Below are 21,506 nucleotides of genomic sequence, written 5' to 3'. Positions count from 1 at the left end.
CAAACCTTGTTGTCTTGGGCATGATTCTTGTCGGAAAACCGGCGTCCACTTTTCCGGATCATGCCCTAACGCGCGCCAGACCAAATGGAAACACCCAAGGGATACATTCATGAGCATTTTCGACCTCTCCGGCCGTGTCGCTGTCGTCACCGGCGGTAATGGCGGCATCGGTCTCGGCATCGCGCAAGCGCTGAATGCGGCCGGATGCACCGTTTCGATCTGGGGCCGCAACGCCGACAAGAATGCGAGCGCGGCAGCAAGCCTCGCCAAGGGTCCCGGCAAGGTCGACACCCGCATCTGCGACGTCAGTGACCCCGCCTCCGTCAAGGCTGCGATGAAGGCCACGCTGGATGCGCTCGGCCGCGTCGACGGTTGCTTTGCCAATGCCGGCATCGGCGGCGGCGGACGGCGCGCCTTCATCGACCGCACCGAGGAGGAATGGCGAAAAATGTTCGCGACCAATCTCGACGGCGTCTTCCACGTGTTCCAGGCCGCCGCCCGCCACATGACCGAGCGCGCGGAAGGCGGCGACAAGTTCGGCCGTCTGGTCGCGACCTCGAGTCTCGCCTCCCTGTTCGGCACCGCGCGCAACGAGCACTACGCCGGCACCAAGGCCGCACTGAACGCATTGTGCCGCGCGCTCGCGGTCGAACTCGCGCGTCACGGCGTCACCGCGAACGCGATCCTGCCCGGCTGGATCAAGAGCGACATGACGGCGGGCATCATGGCGAATGACAAGTTCGTCGCCAACGTGATGCCGCGCATTCCGGTGCGCCGGTTCGGCGAGCCCAGCGATTTCGGCGGCATCGCGGTGTACATCATGAGCCAGGCGTCGTCATATCATACGGCGGATTGCTTTGTGATCGATGGCGGGTATACGGCGTTCTAGTTAGGTCGCGGCGACTGGCTCTCCACACGTCGTCCCGGCGAACGCCGGGACCCATACTCCGCGGCGGATGTTGTTTGCAGAAGGTCTCCAACGCCAGCGCTCCAATTGATGGGCCGCGGCGTATGGGTCCCGGCCTTCGCCGGGACGACGAAAATTATTCCCGCGACGCATTGCGCCCGAGCTTTGCCAGAAACTTCCCGCCCTCTTATCGAGAGGGCGCAGGGAAGACCGGGTGCGCGCTGCACCCGCGGTCCCGTGTGCGGTTTGCACTAAGTAGGCTGCACACGAGCATACAGGGCAGCGGAGAACACCCGGCCTTCCCTGCGCAATGGCTTTACGGCTTATGCCGTGATCTCCCCGGAGACGAGTTCTTGTTGACTCCGTCGCTATCGTTTCCGCTCACGCTTCTCCGACAGCTTGACGCCGGCAACGGGCGCCAGGACCACACGGTTTTGCCGTACGCTTAATCCACGCCGTCGTCTCAGCGCAAACAAGCGTCCACCGCATCCCGCCGCGCGTTCGTGACGTGCGCAACGCCCCTCTTGTCGGGCGGGACGCGACGATTCAAACCGCTGATTTGCCCGACGAGGGAAGCGTAATTTTGCCCGTCGGGTTAATTTGTCGCAGATCTCTCCGTCGTCATTCCCCGATGCGCAATTGCGCATCTGAGGGCTCGCGTAGCGAGAGCCCGGAATCCAGCGAGCGACAGCGCATGCGGCCTAATGGATTCCGGGCCCGCGCCAAGTGGCGCGTCCCGGAATGACGAAAGTGGGAGACCTACAGCTTCATCCCCAAGGGCCGCGCGAGGCCGAGGGGCGGCCCCACGGACCGCGGCGCGGCGTGTTGCGACCGGCACCAGCGGAAGCCGTGCTGCCCGCGCCCAACTCCGCCGCGAGCTGCTGCAGGGCGGCGATGCGGTTCTCGGTCGAGGGGTGCGTCGTGAACAGATTGTCGACGCCGTGTCCCGACAGCGGGTTGATGATGAACATGTGCGCCGTCGCCGGATTGCGCTCGGCCTCCATGTTCGGCACCTGGTGCGCCGCGCCGGCAATCTTGGACAGCGCAGACGCAAGCCACATCGGCTGACCCACGATGCGCGCACCGAGATCGTCGGCGGCGTATTCGCGCGTCCGGCTGATCGCCATCTGCACCAGCATGGCGCCGAGCGGCGCCAGGATCATCATCGCGATCGAGCCGATGATGCCGGGGCCGTGGTTGTTGTCGCGGTTGCCGCCGAAGAACGCGCCGAACTGCGCCACCATCGAGATGGCGCCGGCAATGGTCGCGGTGATCGTCATCAGCAACGTGTCGTGGTTCTTGATGTGCGCGAGCTCGTGCGCGATCACGCCGGCCAGTTCCTCGCGGCTGAGCGAGTGCATCAGGCCCGTGGTCACGGCAACCGCCGCGTTCTGCGGATTGCGGCCGGTGGCGAACGCGTTGGGCTGCGCCTCGTCCATCACGAAGACGCGCGGCATCGGCAGGCCGGCGCGCCCGGCAAGCTCAGCCACGAGGTTGTAAAGGTCGGGCGCGGTTTGCCGGTCGACCTCATGGGCGCCGTACATCGACAGCACCATGCGGTCCGAGTTCCAGTAGGCGAACAGATTGGTCGCGGCGGCGATCACAAGCGCGATCATGGCGCCGGTGGCCCCGCCGAAGAGATAGCCGACGCCCATGAAGAGGCCGGTAAGACCGGCCAAGAGAATGGCAGTCTTGAAATAGCTCATACTTGTCTCCCTGCTGCCGCGGCGATGCGCCGTGACAGGCATCCCAGATGTAGGAAGCCCGCCGGGGCCCCTTCAAGAAGCCGTGCTGCGTCGAGGCGCCGCGGCAGGCGAAGCGGGCACGGCGGATTACGGAAATGTAATCCGGTGGAGCGGGAACGAAGGCCATTCTGGCGCTTGCGCTGCGCCTTCCATCGATACAAAAAAAAAAGCCCCGGCGATGCCGGGGCTTTCGCCTGCTGCGGTCAGCAGGAATATCCAGACGTCAAATCAATATTTGGCGACGACCGGGCCGCCGAACTTGTAGTTGATGCCCACCCGGCCGATGTTCGAGGTCAAATTGACGGTATGGGTGAAGGTCTGGAGCGGCAAGGGAGTCGCACCCGCAAAGACCGACAGGTTGTTGCTGGTCGTGCTGGCCCGGCCGAGATCGACGTAAAGATATTCGGCCTTGATCGACCAACCGTTCATCAGGGCATATTCGCCACCGACGCCGGCGGTCCAGCCATACCGGGTCGAAGAGATCGAGGCGGATTCATTGGCCGCCGCGAAGGTATCGGTGAAGAGGTAGTTGGCCTTCACGTTGGCGACGGCAAGACCGCCGGTACCGTAGATCAGGAAGGCTGGCGTTGCGAGAAAGCCGACGCGCCCACGAACCGTTGCCAACCAGTCGGTGGATACCGACGAATTAATGGTGAAGGAGGTCGGCGCGCAGCACGGATAGACCGTGGTGTTGGCGGTCGATCCCCGTACGCCGAAATAGTTGAAATCGGCCTCGAGGCCAACCACGGCATTGTTGATCTGCCAGTTGTATCCACCGGTCACGCCGCCGGTGAAACCGGAGCGATTGACCTTCTGGTCGCCGGCAATCCCAATGGCCGTCACGCTGCTGTCGGCAAAGTAGGATGCCACCGGAAACAGCGTCCTGGTGGTCGGATTGGAGTCATTCCAGGCGCCGCCGGCGTTCAGACCGACGTAAAACCCGGTCCAGTTATAGATCGGGGCCACCGCAACGGGCGCCTTGCTATAGGTCCGAGGGCCAAGGTCCGCGGCAGATGCGCCGGCAGTACCCGCAGCGACCAAGAGCAGTGCAACAACCAGTTTTTTCACAGTAACCTCCGGTAGATCCGTTCAGGACTCAGTAAATGTACCGAGACTGTATCAGAGCCTTGTGTGCCGGACTGTTGCCAGGGCACAACAGTCCGTAGAATAGCGCTGGCTTGCAACCTCCGCGGAGGCCTTGCGTTCACGGCGCGCGCTTGTGCCGTTTTGGCTCTCCCATCCGGATCCGGGGATGCTGGATCGCCCGCCAGCGGTCGGCCATTTGAGGCAAATCAAGCCGTCCGCTCCGGAATTCTGGCGCATTAGTGATCCGGTTAGGGGTTCGCAGCGGTTTCCTTGGCGGCCGGTTCGTGAGAAAATGCGCCTGTGAAAATCTCGATCCACCTTTCCCGACTGCTGGCGATCTTTGTGATCGCCGGGCTCGTGTTTGCGCCGCTTTCCCGGCCTGCGAATGCGGGCAACGGTGTGGCCATGACTGCGCCGGTGGCGGCGGAGATGGCGGAAATGGCCGCCGAGATGCCATGCTGCCCGGACAAATCCGTGCCCATGGATTGCGACCAGTGCCCGCTAATGGCGCTTTGCATGGTCACCAATTTTCACGCGCCATCGCCGGTCGGAATGATTGAAATCCGGCCCGTCACGGTCCGGCTGCTGGCGCCCGGCAGCGACCCCGAGGCCGACAGCCTCGGCCAACATCCCCCGCCAAGACCTCCCCGCTCCCTGGTCCGTTCGGCTTAACGCCCGACGTCCCGGCGGCGCGTTCCCGCGCCCGCCATGCATGCAGCCTTAGCGGCTGACCACGTGAGCTTGAGGGAATTTCGACGATGAAAACGATGCAGCATTCGCGCGCCCTTTGGCGTGCGCTGATCAGCGTTGCCGTGATCGCAATAGCCGGCATTTCCGTAATCGGGGTGGCCGGCTTTGCCGCGGCTGACATGAAGGACCACAGCGCGCACGGCACGGCCGCGACATCTGCGGCGCCGGCCGAGCGCAAGATCAAATACTACCGCAACCCGATGGGACTGCCGGACACCTCCCCCACCCCCAAGCAGGATTCGATGGGGATGGATTACATCCCCGTCTATGAGGGCGAGGACAGCGATGACGGTTCAGTAAAATTGTCGCCGGGGAAAATCCAGCGCACCGGCGTCAGGTCGGAGCCTGCGGCGCCGCGCATTATCCGCAGCACGATCCACGCGCCGGGCACCATCCAGCTCGACGAGCGCCGCGTCTCCGTGATCGCGATGCGGGCCGAAAGCTATATCCAGAAGATCGCCAACGTCACCACCGGGAGCCACGTCGCCAAGGGCCAGCCCTTGATGGAAGTCTACAGTCCGGCGATCTCGTCGGCTGCGGCCGAATACATTTCGACCATCAATTCCCGGACGATCGGCAGCGACGCGGCCTATGGCAGGGGTTCGCGGCAGCGGCTGATGAATCTCGACGTGCCCGATGCGGCCATAACAGCGATGGAGAAAAGCCGGACGGTTCCCATTGCCGTCGAATGGACATCGCCGCGTGACGGCATCGTGCTCGAACGCAACGCCATCGAAGGCGCGCGCGCCCAGCCGGGCGACGTGCTGTTCCGGATCGCCGACCATAGCCAGCTCTGGGCCATCATCGACGTCGCCGAACGCGACATTGGGATGCTCGCGCTCGGGCAACCGGCGATCGTTAGGGCTCGCGGTTTTCCCGGCCGCACATTCACCGGGAAGATCAACGTCATCTATCCGCAGATCAACAAGGAGACGCGCACCGGGCGCTTGCGGATCGAGCTTGCCAATCCCGATCTGGTGCTGATCCACGACATGTATGTCGATGCCGAGATCGACATCGGCAGTTCCGCGCCGGTGCTGACGATTCCGGAGAGCGCCGTAATGGACACCGGCCGGCGCCAGGCGGTGTTCATCGACAGAGGCGAAGGCCGCTTCGAGCCCCGCGAAGTCAAGCTCGGCCATCGCGGCGACGGTTATGTGGAGGTGCGGGAGGGCGTCAGCGAAGGCGAGCCGGTGGTGGTTTCGGCGAACTTCCTGATCGATGCGGAAAGCAATCTGAAGGCCGCGCTGAAGGGTTTTGCCGAGGGGGCGCAACAATGATCGCCCGCCTGATCGCGTGGTCGGCGCGCAATCTGCTGCTGGTACTGTTCGGCGCCGGTTTCGCTACCGCCGCCGGCCTCTATGCGCTGGCACATCTGCCGCTGGATGCCATTCCCGACCTCTCCGACACCCAGGTGATCGTTTATACCGAGTATCCCGGCCAGGCGCCGCAGGTGATCGAGGACCAGGTCACCTACCCCTTGACCACGGCGATGCTGACGGTGCCGCGTTCAAAGGTGGTGCGCGGCTTTTCGTTCTTCGGCGTGTCGTTTGTCTATGTGATCTTCGAGGACGGCACCGATATCTACTGGGCGCGGTCACGCGTGCTGGAATTCCTCAACAGCGCTTCGGCGCGCCTCCCCGCGGGCGTGACGCCGACGATGGGACCGGACGCCACCGGCGTCGGCTGGGTCTACCAATACGCCGTCATGTCGAAAGAGCTGAACCTCGCCGACACCCGCGCGATCCAGGACTGGAATCTGAAGTTCGCGCTTGCAAAGGCGGAAGGCGTCGCCGAGGTCGCCAGCGTCGGCGGCTTCGTCCGGCAATACAACGTCATCCTCGATCCGCAGCGGATGCGCGACCTCGGCATCACCATGCCAAAAATGCGCGACGCGATCCGCGCCAGCAATGCCGATGTCGGCGGCCGCACCGTCGAATTGTCCGAGTTCGAATACGTCATTCGCGGCAAGGGCTACATCAAGGGCATCAACGACCTCGGCAATATCGTGCTCAAGTCCAGCGGCGGCACGCCGGTGCTGCTGAAAGACGTTGCCCGCGTCGAACTCGGTCCCGACGAGCGGCGCGGCATCACTGAACTCAACGGCGAAGGCGAAGTCGCCAGCGGAATCGTGCTGCAGCGTTTCGGCGTCAACGCGCTGGACGTGATCCAGAACGTCAAGAAGCGGATTGCCGAGATCGCCAGCAGCCTGCCGAAATCGGTCGAGATCGTCGCGGTCTATGACCGTTCGGGCCTGATCAACGCCGCGATCGATACGCTCAAGCGCACCCTGTTCGAAGAGAGCGTGATCGTCGCGCTGGTATGCATCGTGTTCCTGCTGCATGTCCGCAGCGCCCTGGTCGCGATCCTGATGCTGCCGGTCGGGGTGCTGATGGCGTTCGGCGCCATGAAGCTGCTCGGCCTCGGCTCCAACATCATGAGTCTCGGCGGCATCGCGATCGCGATCGGCGCCATGGTCGATGCGGCGATCGTGATGATCGAAAACGCGCACAAGCATCTGGAGCGCGCCGAGCCTGGGCGATCGCGCATCGATGTGCTGATCGAAGCGGCGTCACAGGTGGGGCCCGCGCTGTTCTTCAGCCTTATGATCATCACCGTGTCGTTCATGCCGATATTCACGCTGGAATCGCAGGAAGGCCGGCTGTTCAGCCCGCTCGCCTTCACCAAGACCTTTGCGATGGCAGCGGCGGCCTTGTTGTCGGTAACGCTGGTGCCGACGCTGATGGTGATCTTCGTGCGCGGCAAGATCATTCCCGAGCACAGGAACCCGATCAACCGCTTCCTGATCTGGGTCTATCGTCCCGTCATAAAGGCCGTGATGCGCGCCAAGGTGCTGGTGATCCTGCTGGCGGTGGCGGTGCTCGCCGTGACGATCTGGCCGGCGCGGCAGCTCGGCACCGAGTTCATGCCCAACCTCAACGAAGGCACTTTGCTCTACATGCCGACGACACTGCCCGGCATATCCGTCACCAAGGCCGGTGAATTGCTGCAGACCCAGGACCGGATCATCCGAAGTTTTCCGGAAGTGGCTTCCGTGTATGGCAAGGCCGGACGCGCCCTGACGGCGACCGATCCCGCACCCTCCGAAATGTTCGAGACCGTGATCAATCTCAAACCAAAGGGGGAATGGCGGGCCGGGGTCACCGTGGAAAGCCTGACCGCCGAGATGGACCGGGCGCTGCAGTTTCCCGGCGTTTCCAACGCCTGGACCCAGCCGATCAAGGCGCGCATCGACATGCTGTCGACCGGCATCCGAACGCCTGTTGGCGTCAAGGTGATCGGCACTGATCTCAACGAGATCGACCGGCTCGCAAAACAGATCGAGCAGGTGCTCAAAGCGGTGCCCGGCACGTCATCGGCGTATGCCGAACGCGGCATCGGCGGCTATTACCTCGACATTATCCCCGACCGCGCGGCACTGGCGCGCTACGGCATCATGGTGCAGGACGTCAACGACGTGATCGCGACCGCGCTCGGCGGCCAGACCGTCACCACGACAGTCGAGGGGCGTCAGCGCTTCGGCGTCAACATGCGTTATCCCCGCGATTTGCGCAGCGACACGCAATCGATCATCCGTGACGTGCTGGTGCCGATGCCGGGCGGCGGCGCGGTGCCGCTCGGCGAAGTCGCCAAGGTCGCACCATCGCGTGGGCCGACCTCGATCCGTACCGAGAACGGGCAGCTCGCGGTCTACATCTATGTCGATATCCGCGACCGCGACATCGGCAGCTACGTCGCCGACGCGCAGGCAGCGGTGAAGGCCAGTGTCGAGTTTCCTCCGGGCGCTTACGTGATGTGGAGCGGGAGCTACGAATACCTCGAACGCGCCAGCGCGCGGCTGAAGATCGTGGTGCCGGTGACGCTCATGATCATCTTCCTGCTGCTCTATCTCAACTTCCGCTCGCTGACCGAAACCATGATCGTGATGCTGTCGCTGCCGTTCGCGCTTGTAGGCGGGCTCTGGCTGATGTGGTGGCTGGGGTTCAATTTGTCGGTCGCCGTCGTCGTCGGCTTCATCGCACTTGCCGGCGTCGCCGCCGAGACCGGCGTGGTGATGCTGATCTATCTCAACCAGGCGCTCGACGAGATCAGCGCGCGCCGGGCGGCCGAAGGCCGCGCGCTGACGAAGCAGGACCTTTACGATGCGATCATGGAGGGCGCGGTGGAGCGGGTGCGGCCGAAAATGATGACGGTCGTTGCCATCATGGCGGGGCTATTGCCGATCATGTGGAGCACGGGCACGGGCTCCGAAATCATGCAGCGCATCGCGGTGCCGATGATCGGCGGCATGATTTCATCGACGCTGCTGACCTTGATTGTGATTCCCGCGATCTATGCGCTGGTCAAAGGCGCGCGGCTGGAGCGGATTCTCCACCCGGCGATGAATCTCAATGGCAAGCCAGGCGAGGCCGGAATATGATATTGGCCCCCGCAGCGCGGAGGAGGACGCGATGGAAAGCGAAAGCCGCCGGGCGCACTGGGAGAAAGTCTACACCAGCAAAGGCGAGAACGAGGTCAGCTGGTTTCAGGAAAGCCCTGCCCCGTCGCTGGCGCTGATCGACGAGATCGGGGCTGCGCCCGATTCGGCGATCATCGACATCGGCGGCGGCGCGTCACGGTTGGTCGATCACCTCATCGATCAGGGATTTTGTGATGTCACCGTGCTCGATCTATCCGCGGCGGCATTGGAGGCCGCCCAAGCCCGTCTCGGCGAACGCGCCTCGCGCGCACATTGGCTTGTGGCCGACGCCACCACATGGCAGCCGTCGCGGGCGTATGACATCTGGCATGACCGGGCGGCGTTTCACTTTCTGACCGAGGAGAGTGACCGCGCGGGCTACATCGCGCGGTTCAAGCAGGGTTTGAAGATCGGCGGCCACGCCATCATCGCGACCTTCGCGCTGGACGGACCCGAGAAATGCAGCGGCCTGCCGGTGATGCGTTACGATGCGGCGCGGCTCGGGCCGACGCTGGGACCGGGGTTCAAGCTGCTGCAAAGCCAGCGCAACGACCATGCCACGCCCTGGGGATCGCAACAGCGCTTTCAATTCAGCGTCTTTCAGCGCGTCGAGTAATTCTGACGGGACTTTGATGAAGGCCCACCGGCGAGACTGTTAAGATCGCGACGCACAGCAGGAGATATTCATGAAAGCCATTGCCACCGCCATCACCATCCTCGCCCTCGTTTCGACCACCGCAATGGCGCAGTCGCCCTATGCGGGGATGCAGGGCCGCTCGATCAAGGCGCTGTCCGCGCAGCAGATCGATGATCTCAGGGCCGGCAGGGGCATGGGCCTGGCGCTCGCGGCCGAACTGAACGGCTACCCCGGCCCGATGCACGTGCTGGAATTGTCCGACAGGCTGGCGCTGTCGGCCGCGCAGAAGCAACGGATTCAAACACTGTTTGAAACAATGAAAGCGGAAGCGACACCGATCGGTCTCAACCTGATCGAGCAGGAAAGCGCGCTCGACCGGCAATTCGCCAACCGTTCGATCACATCAGACGCGCTGAGGGACGCGACGACGAAGATCGGCCAGACGCAGGCGGAACTGCGCAACGCGCATCTGAAATATCACCTTGAAACGGCGCAAATCCTGTCGCCCGATCAGATGAAGCAATATGCCCAATTAAGGGGATACGCATCCGACTCCCCGGCGCGGCATCACCGCATGCATTAGCGGCAGGGCGCTGCGCGCGGACCCTCGCCCCGCTTGTGCTGGGACCGCGCAGGCGTCTAGATTGCGGCCCAACAGGCGCGTTCCAAAGATTATCCGCAGAATGGAAAACGCCGCATGGGAGGACCCTGATGAAACACGCCTACATCCCGCGAACGACGACCTACAACCTCAATCCGGGCGAAGAGCTCAATGATCTCCGGATGTCGGACGAGGTCCGTCCGCTCTACGAGCACGTCAAGAAGTTCATCCGCGAGACCGTCGACCCGATGTCGGTCGAATTCGCAAAGCTTGGCGAGAAAAAGACCGACCGCTGGAGCTTTACGCCGGAACAGCTTGCGTGCCTGCAGAAGGCCAAGGACAAGGCCAAGGAAGTAGGCTTGTGGAACTTCTTCCTGCCCGATGACGAGACCGGCCAGGGCCTCAAAAACCTCGACTACGCCTATATCGCGGTTGAGCTCGCGAAAAATCCGATGGCGTCGGAGACCATGAACTGCTCGGCGCCCGACACCGGCAACATGGAAGTGCTGGAGCGCGTCGGCACCAAGGCGCAGAAGGAGAAGTGGCTGAAGCCGCTGCTCGCCGGTGAAATCCGCTCGGCCTATGCGATGACCGAGCCGAATGTCGCCTCCTCCGATGCCAAGAACATCTCGACCTCGGCAAAACTCGTCGGCGACGAATGGGTGATCAACGGCGAGAAGTACTACATCTCCGGCGCCGGCGATCCGCGCTGCAAGATCATGATCGTGATGGTGAAGACCAATCCGGACGCGCCGCCGAGCAAGCAGCAGTCGCAAATCCTGGTGCCGATCGACACCCCCGGCGTGGAAATCCTGGGCCCGATGCACGTGTTCGGCCACGACCACGCGCCGCGCGGCCACATGCATCTGCGGTTCAACAATTGCCGGGTGCCGAAGGAAAACATGCTGCTCGGCGAAGGCCGCGGCTTTGAAATCTCGCAGGTCCGCCTAGGGCCGGGTCGCATCCATCACTGCATGCGCACCATCGGCAAGGCGGAAAAGGCGCTCGACCTGATGGTGTCGCGCGGCCTCACCCGCGAAGCCTTCGGCAAGAAGATCGCCCATCTCGGCGGCAATCTGCAGATCATCGCGCAGGCGCGCTGCGAGATCGAGGCGATGCGGCTGATGGTGCTCAAGGCAGCCAAGGCGATGGACGTGCTCGGCAACAAGGAAGCGCGGATCTGGGTCAGCATGGTGAAAGCCATGGTGCCCGAGCGCACCTGCAAGATCATCGACCAGGCGATCCAGATGCACGGCGCCACAGGTATTTCGCAATGGAGCCAGCTCGGCGAAATGTACCAGGACGTGCGGCATCTGCGCTTCGCCGACGGTCCGGATGAGGTGCACTGGATGGTGGTCGGAAGGCATGAACTGAGCATGCCGTAGGCTTTTCTGGGGGCTTTACTTGGAGTCCCCGAGTGGCGCCCCCACCCCGCCCTCCCCCGCAAGCGCGGGAGAGGGAGACGAGCATGTCGCTTGGTAAGCAGTGTGCTCAGCCAATGTTGATTTCGATCGTTCGACAAACACCGATGCGCTCCCTCTCCCGCACTTGCGGGGGAGGGTTGGGGTGGGGTGCCTCCGCAAATTCACGCGCAGTGAGTCCTCACCCGTCCCAACAGGAATCCCGCCATGGAATACGCGCCTGAAAACCTGCAGCCGCGCGAGCGCTACAAGCTGCTCGCAGGCTTCGTGCTGCCGCGGCCGATCGCCTGGGTGACGTCGGTTGGCCCGACCGGCGTGGTCAACGCGGCGCCGTTCAGCTTCTTCAACGTGTTCTGCGAAGACCCGCCGCTGTGCATGTTCGCGGTCAATCTTCGGCCCGATGGCCGCGTCAAGGACACGCTGGTCAACATCCAGCGCACCGGCGAATTCGTCGTCAACCTCACCGACGAGCCGTTGGCGCGGGCAATGCACGATTCCAGCGGCGACTTTCCGCCCGATGTCGGCGAGCCCGGCTATCTCGGCCTGAAACTCGCCCCCTCGACCCGGGTCGCCGCGCCGCGGCTGGCCGACGCGCCCTGGGCAATGGAGTGCAAGATCTGGAAGACCATCGACGTCAATGGCGACCGCACGCTGATCATGGGCGAAGGCATCAATTTCTACATCCGCGACGAATTGTGGGATACGCAGACGATGCGCGTGCACATGGAGCGCTACCACCCGATCGGCCGCATGTTCGCCGACCGCTACTGCCGCACCGACGACCGCGTCGTGTTCCCGCCGGCGCCGGAACTTCCGGTGAAGTAGTTCGTAATCTGTAGGTGGATTAGATTGCAGGATGGGTAGAGCGCAGCGAAACCCATCAATAGCTGCCGATTAAGACGGTGGGTTTCGCTTCGCTCTACCCACCCTACGCACCAAACGAGATCGCGCATGACCGACACTTTCCGCGACAATGAAGCCGGCAACCGGTTTGAACTCGAAATCGATGGCGCGATCGCCTTCGTCACCTATCGGAAATCGCCAGGCGCGATCACACTGGTGCATACCGAAGTGCCGCCGGAGCTCGGCGGCAAAGGCGTCGGCTCCAAACTGGCGCGCGCGACGCTCGATGCAGTACGGGCGCAGGGACGCAAGCTCACGGTCGAATGCGAGTTCATCCAGGGCTACATGCGCAAGCATCCGGAAGATAACGACTTGCTGGGCGCTTCGTAGGGTGGGCAAAGGCGCGCTTGCGCCGTGCCCACCATTTTCAATTGAAACGCGGTTGAAATGGTGGGCACGCTTCGCTTTGCCCACCCTACAAGCTAAGCCACCGGCCGGTGCGCGCGCAGGAATGAGCGGATCTGGCGCACCGCCAGCGGAATCCGCTCCTTGGGCTCCTTCCACGGGAACATGCTGACTTCGGCGTTCGGCGCCAGCATCGCCGACTCCATGGCGACCGCGTAAGGGTGCGCCGGAATATCGTCGGGCAGGATCAGCACCGGTGTCCGGCACTGGCGCACGAAGTCTCGCGTCACGGTGAAGACGAAGTCAGGGTTGGTGCGGTACATTTTGGTCAGGAATTTATCTGTTGTCTCCGCGGTGATGTCGGGCCGCTGCTTCAGGAGCTCCGGCGCCCAGCCTTTGGTATTGTTGTCGTAGAACAGATCGCGCATCTCGGGACGCGAGCCTGACGGCTGCGCCAGCACGGCGGCAACGATGCGGTCCGGCGCGCGCTTCAGCAGATTCCAGATCAGGGGGCCGCCGATGCAAAAGCCGAGCACCATGAACCTGTTGATTCCGAGGTGATCCATCAGGCCGAGATGATCGTCGGTGTGGGAATCCCAGGGCCGGTCGATTTCGAGCGGGCCGGTGGATTGCCCGGTATTGGCGTTGCGCAAATCGGCCGCGATGCAGCGGTACTCGCCCTTGAACTCCTCGAACGAATCGAACGGCGGGTAACTGCCCGACAGGCCCGCGATCGTCGAGTTCAATCCGCCGCCGGCGATCATCAGTAGCGGAAAGCCGGAGCCGGCCTCCTCGTAGTGGATACGAACGGCGCCTTTTTCGAAAGTAGGCATGCGGTTTCCTCGGTTCGGATTTTTTGTTCGTAGGGTGGGCAAAGCGAAGCGTGCCCACCACTCCAATTATTTGCACGGATAAGCGTGGTGGACACGGCGCAAGTGCGCCTTTGCCCACCCTACGGACTACGGCGACGCGTCGGTCGGCACGCCGATCTTGTCCTGCGTGTTGGTGTCGAAATCGCTGGCCTCATGCCGCTCGTGGAGCTGGCTCGCCGGATCGCCCGAGATCCGGTTGACCATGCGGCCGCGCTTCACCGCCGGGCGCTTTGCAATCGCGTCGGTCCAGCGCTGCACGTTCTTGTATTCGTGCACCGACAGGAATTCACCGGCGCCGTAGACGAGACCCTTCGCCAGCGCGCCGTACCACGGCCAGGTGGCCATGTCGGCAATCGTGTATTCGCTGCCGGCGAGATATTCATTGTCGGCAAGTCGCCGGTCGAGCACGTCGAGCTGACGCTTCACCTCCATGGCGTAGCGGTCGATGGCGTATTCGATCTTGGTCGGCGCGTAGGCGTAGAAATGGCCGAAGCCGCCACCGAGAAACGGCGCGCTGCCCATCTGCCAGAACAGCCATGACAGGCATTCCGCCCGCGCCTCGCCGCCTGCCGGCAGAAAGGCACCGAACTTTTCAGCCAGATGCATCAGGATCGCGCCGGATTCGAACAGCCGGATCGGCTTCGGTCCGCTGCGGTCCATCAGCGCCGGGATCTTGGAGTTCGGATTGACAGCGACAAAGCCGCTGCCGAACTGGTTGCCGTCGATCTTGATCAGCCATGCGTCATATTCGGCGCCGCTGTGCCCGGCGGCCAGCAGCTCCTCGAACATGACGGTGACTTTCACGCCGTTCGGCGTCGCCAGCGAATAGAGCTGAAACGGATGCCGGCCGACCGGCAGTTCCTTGTCATGCGTGGGACCTGCGATCGGCCGGTTGATGCTGGCGAAGCGGCCGCCGCTTGCTTTATTCCAGGTCCAGACTTTGGGCGGCACATAGGCGGTGGGGTCGGTAACAACGTCGTTCATTCGTGTTGGCTCCAGGCTTCTTTCGGCCGTGTGATAGAGGCGATCTGCCGCGCGGCGGAATTACAATGCGTGAGTCTGGTATACCTTGGGGCTGTCGCCGCCAACCGCAAGATGCTGCATGGCAGCCCAACAATTCCCGTGGCGGTCCGCGTCAGGTCCATGTCGCGATCATCGACGAGCCGACGGAGGGGCTCGCGCCAAAGCTGGTCGAACAGGTCGGCACCCTGCTCGACGAAATCGCACGCCGCGGTACCGCTATTCTTCTGGTGGAGCAGAAGCTCACCATCGCGCTGAAGATTTCCCGCCGCCTCTATGTGATGGGCCACGGCCGCATCGTGTTCGAGGGAACGCCGGCCGAGCTTGCCGCCAATGCCGGCGTACGCAAGGAGTGGCTGGAGGTTTAGGGGGCAGCTTCCCGCCGGCTGTATTATCCGAACAGCCAGGACCTCGGATTAGCGATCGGTTTGTGCTCGATGCTCAACAGGCCGCCCTTGACGATGCGGATGAGTGACCAGATGAACCACCAGGCAAGAATCGGGAGGCCGATCAGCACCAGGGACAACGGAATGCCAATCGCAAGGTACAGCAGTCCGATCCAGAAGGTCCTGATCTGAAACCGGAAATGCGACTGCATCACGGGGTCGGTATCGTCGACTTTCACATACGCGATGATGACGCCCATCAGCGCTGTAATCCCGGTGAAATATCCTACGCCGTAAAGTACGTAGACCGCGCCGGCGACGATATTGTCCGAGGCGATGGGTCGTTGGGTTTCGTAGGAAAGTGACATGGCCGCCTCTGTTGCCACTGATATGTGGAGCTCTGCAAACGCCCTTTGGTCGCGCCTGCCATAGCCCGGGTTCAACACATCATGGCGTAGAAGTCATGAGGCGCGGCAGAGTTGTACTCGGAGCAATGCCTTTGTGGCTGGCCCGGCCGGGATCGGCCATAATGGACGGGTCACCACAAAGAGAGATCTGCCGGATGCTTGCCTCCCAACGCGCTTTGTTCGATATCCCGCGCGAGATTTGCTACCTGAATGCCGCCTCCTACAGCCCCTTGCCGATCCGGACTCAGGAAGCCGCGCGCGCGGCTGTGGGGCGCAAGGGAATGCCCTGGAAGCTCCCGGCTTCCTTTGCCAACCAGCAGAACGAACGCGCGCGCGCGGCTGCTGCCCGGCTGATCAATGCCGATCCTTCCGATGTCGCGCTGACCCCCTCGATCAGCTACGGCGTCGCGACGGCGGCAAAGCTTTTGACCATTCCCCGCGGCACGCGCGTGATCGTGCTGGAAAGCGATCACTCCTCCCCGGTGCTGGAATGGCACGCGCGGACCGAGGCGCAGGGGTTCACGGTCGAGACCGTCCGACAACCTGAAGACGGCGACTGGACGTCGGCGGTGCTGGCCGTGATCGAACGATCGGGCGCGCCACAGGTCAGCCTTGCCTCGATCTCCTCCGTGCACTGGTCGGATGGCGGGCTGATCGATGTCGACAAAGTGAGCGCGGTGCTCAAGGCCCGCGGCGCGATGTTCCTGATCGACGCCACGCAAGGCGTCGGTGTGCTGGCGATGGACGTCAAACGTCTCGATCCGGATTTCGTGCTGTTCCCGACCTACAAATGGGTGCTCGGGCCCTACGGCCGCGCCTTTCTCTATGTTGCAAAACGCCATCAGAACGGCATTCCGCTGGAGCAGACCTCAGCCGGCCGCCGCGACGTGCGCGCCGAGAATTCGGTCTATTTCACCGATCTCAATTACGTGCCCGATGCGCGCCGCTTCGACATGGGCGAGCGCGATTATTTTATTTCGATGGAGATGGCGTCCATTGGCATGGAAATGCTCGCCGAATGGGGCGCCTCGGCCGTGGTGCAGCGTATCGCGATGCTGACGGAGCGGATTGCGGAAGGCGTGCGCGGCATCGGCGTCAGCGTGCCGGACGCGCGGCTGCGCGCGCCGCATATTTTGAGCCTGGCGTTCAAGGGCGGCATGCCGGCGGGACTCGTCGAGGGACTGGCAAGCGACGGCGTCTACGTCGCGCCGCGGCTGGGACGGCTGCGGCTGTCGCCGCATGTTTACAATGACGAGGCGGATGCGGATCGGTTTGTGGAGGTGTTGGGAAGGCGGTTGCGGGGATAGCCTTATCCGCCACAACTCGTTTCGCCGTCATGGCCGGGCTTGTCCCGGCCATCCACGTCTTCGCAACAACACAAAAGCAAGACGTGGATGCCCGGGACAAGCCCGGGCATGACGGATAGAATTCAGGATGACGCAACGCGTTTCTGCGCGGGCTCCGCGCCCGTCATCGCAAAGCCCTCATACCCATTCGCCGCGACGTCGTCGCAGATCTGCCGATAAGGCCCGACGCCACCGATATAGGGCATGAAGATGCGTGGCTTGCCGGGGACGTTGGCGCCCATGTACCAGGAATTGGCCTGCGGATAGAGCGTGGTGTAGGCGACCTCGTTGACGTGGGCGACCCAATTATCCTCGGCGTCCTTTTTGGCTTCCATGGCCTCAAAGCCGCGGTCGCGCATATAGGTCACGCAGTCGGTGATCCAGTCGACATGCTGCTCGATCGAGACGATCATGTTCGACAACACCGACGGGCTGCCCGGGCCGGTGATGACGAAGAGATTGGGGAAGCCGGCGCTCATCAAGCCGAGATAGGTGCGCGGGCCCTCGGCCCATTTCTGGTTCAATGTCTGGCCATTGCGGCCGTGAATGTCGATCTTGGCGACTGAACCTGTCATCGCATCGAAGCCGGTCGCCAGCACCAATGCATCGACCTCGTAGTCCTTGCCGCCGGTGCGGACGGCATTGGCCGTGATCTCCTCGATCGGATTGGACTTGATATCGACCAGCGTCACGTTCGGACGGTTGAACGTCGAAAAATATTCGGTATCGATGCAGATGCGCTTGGAGCCGATCGGATGGTTGTTCGGCTGCAGCAATTTTGCCTTCTCGGGATCCTTGACGATTTCGGCGATCTTCTCGCGGACGAAATCGGCGGCGGTGTCGTTGGCGGCATGGTCCAGCGCCAGGTTGTTATAGACGGACATGAAGGTGAGCCCGCCGCGGTTCCAGCGCGCTTCGTACTTGGAGCGGCGCTCGTTGTCGCCATCATCGAGCGCGCCGCGATCGGGCATCTCGGTATAGATGCCGTTGCGCGATTCCGTGCGCGCGAATTGCCTGACTTCCGGATATTTGGCGCGGAACGCCTGCCGCTCTTCCTCGGTCAGCATGGCGTTGCGGGCGGGAATCGAAAAATTCGCGGTGCGCTGAAACACGGTGAGGTGGCTGGCCTGCTCGGCAATACCGGCTGCGGCGCGTAGCGCTCGCTCCAGTCCCATTCCTGCTGCAGCTGTTCGGAGAACGAATAGGAATATTGCATGCTCTCGACATCGCAGCGCGCGCCGGGATAGCGGTTCCAGTACCAGGTGCCGCCGACGCCATCGCCCTGCTCATAGACCCGCGCTGAAAAGCCCTGCCCGCGCAGTTTATGCAGCATGTACATGCCGGCAAAGCCCGCGCCGACCACGACGACGTCGTAGCTCTCGGAAACTTTCCCGGAAACGGATGGCAATGCGGACATGAATGCGGGCTCCCTCGATTTATTGTCGATTTGGCAAACAGCATTCTCCGCTGGGTACGAAAGCGCAAGAGACAAATCGGCCGCGCCGGGTTGCATATTTTGCGACGTGGAATGCGAAAGATTACGTGTCGGGAAAGCCGCTTGGCATCCCAGCCCCTGATGGGCTAGCGTCGGTCAACACGGCAAACAAAAACCAACGAGCGGCGTCAAAGCCGCCCCAGGGAACGGATACGACCATGAAATCCCCGATCTGCGACATGCTGGGAATAGAATTTCCGCTGCTGGCGTTCAGCCATTGCCGCGACGTGGTCGCCGCCGTCAGCCGCGCCGGTGGATTTGGCGTGCTGGGTGCGACTCGATATTTGCCAGAGACGCTGGAGCAGGAACTAAAATGGATCGACGACCACATCGACGGCAAGCCCTACGGCATCGATGTGCTGATCCCGGAAAACATCTCGACATCAGGCGAGAAGAACGTTTCCTGGAAAAGCCTGGAGAAGCGGGTTTCGCAAGAGCACCGTGATTTCACCCGCAACCTCCTGAAGAAATACAACATCGAACTCACGACCGAGAGTGTCGCCGACAACCAGCCGCAACCGTTTGACGCCGAGATCGCGCTGGAGTTGCTCGACGTATCCTTCCGTCATCCGATCAGGCTGATCGCCAACGCGCTCGGCGTGCCGCCGAAGGCGATGATCGAGATGGGCCGCAAGCACGACGTGCCGGTCGCCGCCCTCATTGGTTCCAAGGAGCACGCGCTTCGGCAGGTCGCAGCCGGCGTCGATATCCTGGTGGCGCAGGGCACCGAAGCCGGCGGCCATTGCGGCGAAGTTTCCACCATGGTGCTGGTGCCGGAGGTGATCAAGGCGATCAAGCCGATCCGCAACGTGCCGGTGCTGGCCGCGGGCGGCATCATGACCGGACACCAGATGGCCGCCTGCATGGCGATGGGCGCGGCCGGGGTCTGGACCGGCTCGGTGTGGCTTGCCACGGTCGAATCCGAGACCACCGAAATTTTTCGTGAGAAGATGATTGCGGCGTCCTCGCGCGATGCCATCCGCTCCAAGGGCCGTACCGGCAAGCCCGCGCGGCAATTGCGCTCGGTATGGACCGATGCCTGGGACCGCGGGCCCGACAGCCCCGGCGCGCTGCCGATGCCGCTGCAAAGCATCATCAGCCGCGACGCCTTCAACTCGATCGACCGCGCCGCGGCTGCCGGCAACGTGCAGGCGCGCGACCTCGTCAGCTATTTCGTCGGCCAGGGCGTCGGCCTGATCGACAGCGTCAAATCCGCCGGCGCCGTGGTGCAGGAGTTCAAGGAAGATTTTGTTGATGCCGTCGAACATATGAACGCGTTGATGGAAGAATGATATCTATTCCTCATGGTGAGGAGCGCGTCTTCGCGCGTCTCGAACCATGAGGCCACAGATGGGCCTGCATCCTTCGAGACGCGGCGAAGACGCCGCTCCTCAGGATGAGGTCGGAGTCCGAAGCCAGAAAGCAAAGCCACAAAAAAATGCCAACATCCCTCCCCGAAGACCGCATTCCCGTCATCGTCGGCGTCGGCGAAATCGTCGACCGGCCGAAGGACATTGCCGCCGGGCTCGAACCGCTCGCGCTGCTGGAACAGGCGCTGAAGCGCGCGGAGGCGGACAGCGGCGCTAAACTGCTTGGCGAACTCGGCTCGCTCGACGTGGTCAATTTCCTGAGCTGGCGCTACCGCGATCCGGAGAAACAACTCGCCGAGCGGCTCGGCGCCACGCCGGCGCATTGCTATTACGGCCCGGTCGGCGGCGAGAGCCCGATCCGCTATCTGCATGAAGCTGCAAAACGCATCGCGCGCGGCGAATGCAGCGTGGCGGCGGTGTGCGGCGCTGAGGCGCAATCGACCGCAACTAAAGCACAGCGGGCCGGCATCGACCTGCCCTGGACGCCGTTCGCCCATGACGTCGAGGAGCCGAAGCGCGGCGCAGCGTTCCAGAAGCCGATGGCGGTGACGCTCGGCGTGTTCCGTCCCATCACGGTCTATCCGCTGTATGAGTCCGCCACATCAGCGCATTGGGGCCAGACCCCGCGCGAGGCGCTCGCCGAATCCGGACAGCTCTGGTCGACCTATGCGCGCGTGGCGTCGGAGAATCCCAGTTCGTGGCTGAAGAAGCAGTTCACGCCGGACGAGATCACAACGCCGACACCGGAAAACCGGCTGATCGCCTGGCCCTACACCAAGCTGATGGTAGCCAACCCGACCGTCAACATGGGCGGCGCGATCCTGATGACGTCGCTGGCAAAGGCGCGCGCCGCCGGCGTGCCCGAGGACAAGCTGATCTATCCGTTAGGCGGTGCGTCGGCGGAAGAGCCGCGCGACTATCTGGTGCGAGATCAGTTTTTTGAGAGCCATCCGCAGAATGCCGTGCTCAACGCCGTGATGGATCTGGTGGAGGGCGACGGCAAAAAATTCGACGCGATCGAATTGTACAGCTGCTTTCCCTGCGTGCCCAAGATGGCGCGCCGGACGCTCGGCCTCGGCCCCGATGTCAGGCCCACCGTCACCGGCGGCCTCACCTTTTTCGGCGCGCCGCTCAACACCTATATGACGCACGCGGCCTGCGCGATGGTGAGGAAGCTGCGTGAAGGCGGCACGCTCGGCCTGCTCTACGGCCAGGGCGGATTTGTTACCAAACATCATGGCCTGGTGCTCTCGCGACAAGCACCGAGAGAGGCTCTGGCGCAGGACACCAGCGTCCAGGCCGAAGCCGACCGCCGCAAGGGCGCCGTGCCTGAATTCGTCACGGAAGCCAGCGGCAAGGGCAAGGTCGAGAGCTTTACCGTGATCTATGGCGGCAAGGGCGATGTCGAGCATGGCGTGGTGATGATGCGCACGGCGGATGACGCGCGTGCCCTGGCGCGAGTGCCGGCGAGCGACAGCGCCACGCTGGCGCATCTGCGCAACATGGAGCGCACACCGGTGGGTTCAGTTGGGGAGATCGTCACGGCCGGTGATGGTGTACTGGAGTGGCGGGTGGGGTGACTCTCTCTCTGCTCCCTCGCCCCGCTCTTCGCGGGGAGAGGGTTGGGGTGAGGGGCTCTATCCGCGAGCGCACTTGAAGTGAGACCTGTACCCCCTCACCCGGCGCTACGCGCCGACCTCTCCCCGCAAGCGGGGCGAGGTTAAGGAAGCTCCCC

The 21,506-nt window shown here is 63.1% G+C and carries 17 protein-coding genes and 2 pseudogenes; 13 read left to right on the top strand and 6 right to left on the bottom strand.

Features of this window, described 5'->3' with window-relative positions:
- The first annotated feature begins 109 nt into the window (after nucleotides 1–109).
- Nucleotides 110–889: an SDR family NAD(P)-dependent oxidoreductase gene (locus JQ611_RS05065; RefSeq protein WP_212464703.1), complete on the top strand. Its 780-nt coding sequence runs from the start codon at nucleotides 110–112 to the stop codon at nucleotides 887–889.
- A gap of 785 nt (nucleotides 890–1,674) precedes the next feature.
- Here the strand turns inward: JQ611_RS05065 and htpX are convergent.
- Nucleotides 1,675–2,613, bottom strand: a complete 939-nt coding sequence (gene htpX, locus JQ611_RS05060; RefSeq protein WP_212268332.1) for a zinc metalloprotease HtpX — start codon at nucleotides 2,611–2,613, stop codon at nucleotides 1,675–1,677.
- Between the two features lie 267 nt (nucleotides 2,614–2,880).
- Nucleotides 2,881–3,720, bottom strand: coding sequence for an outer membrane protein (locus JQ611_RS05055; protein ID WP_212464702.1), 840 nt, complete (start codon nucleotides 3,718–3,720; stop codon nucleotides 2,881–2,883).
- Between the two features lie 318 nt (nucleotides 3,721–4,038).
- Between JQ611_RS05055 and JQ611_RS05050 the strand changes: the two genes are divergently transcribed.
- The 8 genes from JQ611_RS05050 to JQ611_RS05015 all read left to right on the top strand — a co-directional run bounded on the left by JQ611_RS05050 (nucleotide 4,039) and on the right by JQ611_RS05015 (nucleotide 12,860).
- On the top strand, nucleotides 4,039–4,410 hold the full coding sequence (locus tag JQ611_RS05050; protein WP_212464701.1) for a hypothetical protein: 372 nt from the start codon (nucleotides 4,039–4,041) through the stop codon (nucleotides 4,408–4,410).
- Between the two features lie 86 nt (nucleotides 4,411–4,496).
- Complete coding sequence (locus tag JQ611_RS05045) at nucleotides 4,497–5,768, top strand: efflux RND transporter periplasmic adaptor subunit (protein WP_212464700.1); 1,272 nt, start codon at nucleotides 4,497–4,499, stop codon at nucleotides 5,766–5,768.
- Complete coding sequence (locus tag JQ611_RS05040; RefSeq protein WP_212464699.1) at nucleotides 5,765–8,929, top strand: efflux RND transporter permease subunit; 3,165 nt, start codon at nucleotides 5,765–5,767, stop codon at nucleotides 8,927–8,929. The genes JQ611_RS05045 and JQ611_RS05040 overlap by 4 nt, the downstream gene beginning before the upstream one ends.
- Before the next feature lie 31 nt (nucleotides 8,930–8,960).
- Nucleotides 8,961–9,584 (top strand): trans-aconitate 2-methyltransferase, encoded by a 624-nt coding sequence (locus JQ611_RS05035; RefSeq protein ID WP_212464698.1) that lies wholly within the window; start codon nucleotides 8,961–8,963, stop codon nucleotides 9,582–9,584.
- A gap of 70 nt (nucleotides 9,585–9,654) precedes the next feature.
- Nucleotides 9,655–10,188 (top strand): Spy/CpxP family protein refolding chaperone, encoded by a 534-nt coding sequence (locus JQ611_RS05030; RefSeq protein WP_212464697.1) that lies wholly within the window; start codon nucleotides 9,655–9,657, stop codon nucleotides 10,186–10,188.
- Nucleotides 10,189–10,313: 125 nt separating this feature from the next.
- Complete coding sequence (locus tag JQ611_RS05025; RefSeq protein ID WP_192737444.1) at nucleotides 10,314–11,591, top strand: acyl-CoA dehydrogenase family protein; 1,278 nt, start codon at nucleotides 10,314–10,316, stop codon at nucleotides 11,589–11,591.
- Between the two features lie 243 nt (nucleotides 11,592–11,834).
- A complete protein-coding gene (locus tag JQ611_RS05020; RefSeq protein WP_212464696.1) occupies nucleotides 11,835–12,452 on the top strand; it encodes a flavin reductase family protein in 618 nt (205 codons plus the stop codon).
- Nucleotides 12,453–12,578: 126 nt separating this feature from the next.
- Nucleotides 12,579–12,860: a GNAT family N-acetyltransferase gene (locus JQ611_RS05015; RefSeq protein ID WP_212464695.1), complete on the top strand. Its 282-nt coding sequence runs from the start codon at nucleotides 12,579–12,581 to the stop codon at nucleotides 12,858–12,860.
- A gap of 92 nt (nucleotides 12,861–12,952) precedes the next feature.
- Here the strand turns inward: JQ611_RS05015 and JQ611_RS05010 are convergent, their stop codons facing one another.
- Nucleotides 12,953–13,708, bottom strand: a complete 756-nt coding sequence (locus tag JQ611_RS05010; protein WP_212464694.1) for an alpha/beta fold hydrolase — start codon at nucleotides 13,706–13,708, stop codon at nucleotides 12,953–12,955.
- A gap of 126 nt (nucleotides 13,709–13,834) precedes the next feature.
- Nucleotides 13,835–14,731 (bottom strand): glutathione-dependent disulfide-bond oxidoreductase, encoded by an 897-nt coding sequence (gene yghU, locus JQ611_RS05005; protein ID WP_212464693.1) that lies wholly within the window; start codon nucleotides 14,729–14,731, stop codon nucleotides 13,835–13,837.
- A gap of 167 nt (nucleotides 14,732–14,898) precedes the next feature.
- Between yghU and JQ611_RS05000 the strand changes: the two are divergent.
- Nucleotides 14,899–15,135: pseudogene (locus JQ611_RS05000) on the top strand (ABC transporter ATP-binding protein); the annotation flags it as partial.
- A gap of 23 nt (nucleotides 15,136–15,158) precedes the next feature.
- Here JQ611_RS05000 and JQ611_RS04995 read toward each other — a convergent pair.
- Entirely contained in the window at nucleotides 15,159–15,521 is a 363-nt protein-coding gene (locus tag JQ611_RS04995; RefSeq protein WP_212464692.1) for a hypothetical protein, read from the bottom strand.
- Between the two features lie 194 nt (nucleotides 15,522–15,715).
- Here JQ611_RS04995 and JQ611_RS04990 point away from each other — a divergent pair, with 194 nt between their 5' ends.
- The gene (locus JQ611_RS04990; protein WP_212464691.1) at nucleotides 15,716–16,867 is read left to right on the top strand and encodes an aminotransferase class V-fold PLP-dependent enzyme; all 1,152 of its coding nucleotides are present in this window, start codon (nucleotides 15,716–15,718) and stop codon (nucleotides 16,865–16,867) included.
- A gap of 122 nt (nucleotides 16,868–16,989) precedes the next feature.
- Here the strand turns inward: JQ611_RS04990 and JQ611_RS04985 are convergent.
- A pseudogene (locus tag JQ611_RS04985) lies at nucleotides 16,990–18,323 on the bottom strand (flavin-containing monooxygenase).
- Between the two features lie 236 nt (nucleotides 18,324–18,559).
- On the opposite strand from JQ611_RS04985, the gene JQ611_RS04980 reads away from it, so the two are divergent.
- Nucleotides 18,560–19,693: a nitronate monooxygenase gene (locus JQ611_RS04980; RefSeq protein ID WP_212464690.1), complete on the top strand. Its 1,134-nt coding sequence runs from the start codon at nucleotides 18,560–18,562 to the stop codon at nucleotides 19,691–19,693.
- Nucleotides 19,694–19,839: 146 nt separating this feature from the next.
- A complete protein-coding gene (locus JQ611_RS04975; protein ID WP_212464689.1) occupies nucleotides 19,840–21,351 on the top strand; it encodes an acetyl-CoA acetyltransferase in 1,512 nt (503 codons plus the stop codon).
- Nucleotides 21,352–21,506 lie beyond the last annotated feature (155 nt).

It is taken from the genome of Bradyrhizobium sp. AUGA SZCCT0182, from assembly GCF_018130185.1.
Lineage (GTDB): Bacteria > Pseudomonadota > Alphaproteobacteria > Rhizobiales > Xanthobacteraceae > Bradyrhizobium.
This window is presented reverse-complemented; position numbering and strand designations above follow the sequence as displayed.

Bases quoted from the DNA above. Each gene is read 5' to 3' on its own strand.
- JQ611_RS05065 (WP_212464703.1), top strand. From the start codon at position 110: ATGAGCATTTTCGACCTCTCCGGCCGTGTCGCTGTCGTCACCGGCGGT.
- htpX (WP_212268332.1), bottom strand. From the start codon at position 2,613: ATGAGCTATTTCAAGACTGCCATTCTCTTGGCCGGTCTTACCGGCCTC.
- JQ611_RS05045 (WP_212464700.1), top strand. From the start codon at position 4,497: ATGAAAACGATGCAGCATTCGCGCGCCCTTTGGCGTGCGCTGATCAGC.
- JQ611_RS05040 (WP_212464699.1), top strand. From the start codon at position 5,765: ATGATCGCCCGCCTGATCGCGTGGTCGGCGCGCAATCTGCTGCTGGTA.
- JQ611_RS05035 (WP_212464698.1), top strand. From the start codon at position 8,961: ATGGAAAGCGAAAGCCGCCGGGCGCACTGGGAGAAAGTCTACACCAGC.
- JQ611_RS05030 (WP_212464697.1), top strand. From the start codon at position 9,655: ATGAAAGCCATTGCCACCGCCATCACCATCCTCGCCCTCGTTTCGACC.
- JQ611_RS05020 (WP_212464696.1), top strand. From the start codon at position 11,835: ATGGAATACGCGCCTGAAAACCTGCAGCCGCGCGAGCGCTACAAGCTG.
- JQ611_RS05015 (WP_212464695.1), top strand. From the start codon at position 12,579: ATGACCGACACTTTCCGCGACAATGAAGCCGGCAACCGGTTTGAACTC.
- JQ611_RS05010 (WP_212464694.1), bottom strand. From the start codon at position 13,708: ATGCCTACTTTCGAAAAAGGCGCCGTTCGTATCCACTACGAGGAGGCC.
- yghU (WP_212464693.1), bottom strand. From the start codon at position 14,731: ATGAACGACGTTGTTACCGACCCCACCGCCTATGTGCCGCCCAAAGTC.
- JQ611_RS04995 (WP_212464692.1), bottom strand. From the start codon at position 15,521: ATGTCACTTTCCTACGAAACCCAACGACCCATCGCCTCGGACAATATC.
- JQ611_RS04990 (WP_212464691.1), top strand. From the start codon at position 15,716: ATGCTTGCCTCCCAACGCGCTTTGTTCGATATCCCGCGCGAGATTTGC.
- JQ611_RS04980 (WP_212464690.1), top strand. From the start codon at position 18,560: ATGAAATCCCCGATCTGCGACATGCTGGGAATAGAATTTCCGCTGCTG.
- JQ611_RS04975 (WP_212464689.1), top strand. From the start codon at position 19,840: ATGCCAACATCCCTCCCCGAAGACCGCATTCCCGTCATCGTCGGCGTC.